This is a genomic window from Streptomyces niveiscabiei (genome assembly GCF_001419795.1).
Lineage (GTDB): Bacteria > Actinomycetota > Actinomycetes > Streptomycetales > Streptomycetaceae > Streptomyces > Streptomyces niveiscabiei.
This window is the reverse complement of the sequence record NZ_LIRL01000158.1, coordinates 1-251: the sequence shown is the minus strand read 5'-3', so window position 1 is coordinate 251 and position 251 is coordinate 1. Positions and strand designations below refer to the sequence as shown.

Annotated in this window: 1 pseudogene; it reads right to left on the bottom strand. The window is 74.5% G+C overall.

What is annotated here, in order from left to right:
- Window positions 1-251, bottom strand: a pseudogene (locus AOK24_RS45590) (alpha/beta hydrolase); the annotation flags it as partial.

Below are 251 nucleotides of genomic sequence, written 5' to 3'. Positions count from 1 at the left end.
CGTCCAGGCCGCCGCCGAGGAACAGGGACGGCTGGGGGAGGGGTGCTCCGGCGAAGCCGGCGAGGTCCTGCCAGTCGCGGTCCATGTTCCGGTAGCGGTTGAGGGCGCCGGTCATGCCGGTGCGTTCGAACTCCTCGGCGTAGACGTCGAGTTCGCCTTCGCCGAGCCAGGCAGGCAGCCGCCCCGCGGGGAAGCGGTCACGGAGCCGTCCGCCCGGGCCGACGAAATGCGGGTCCGGGTCGCCGGGGCCG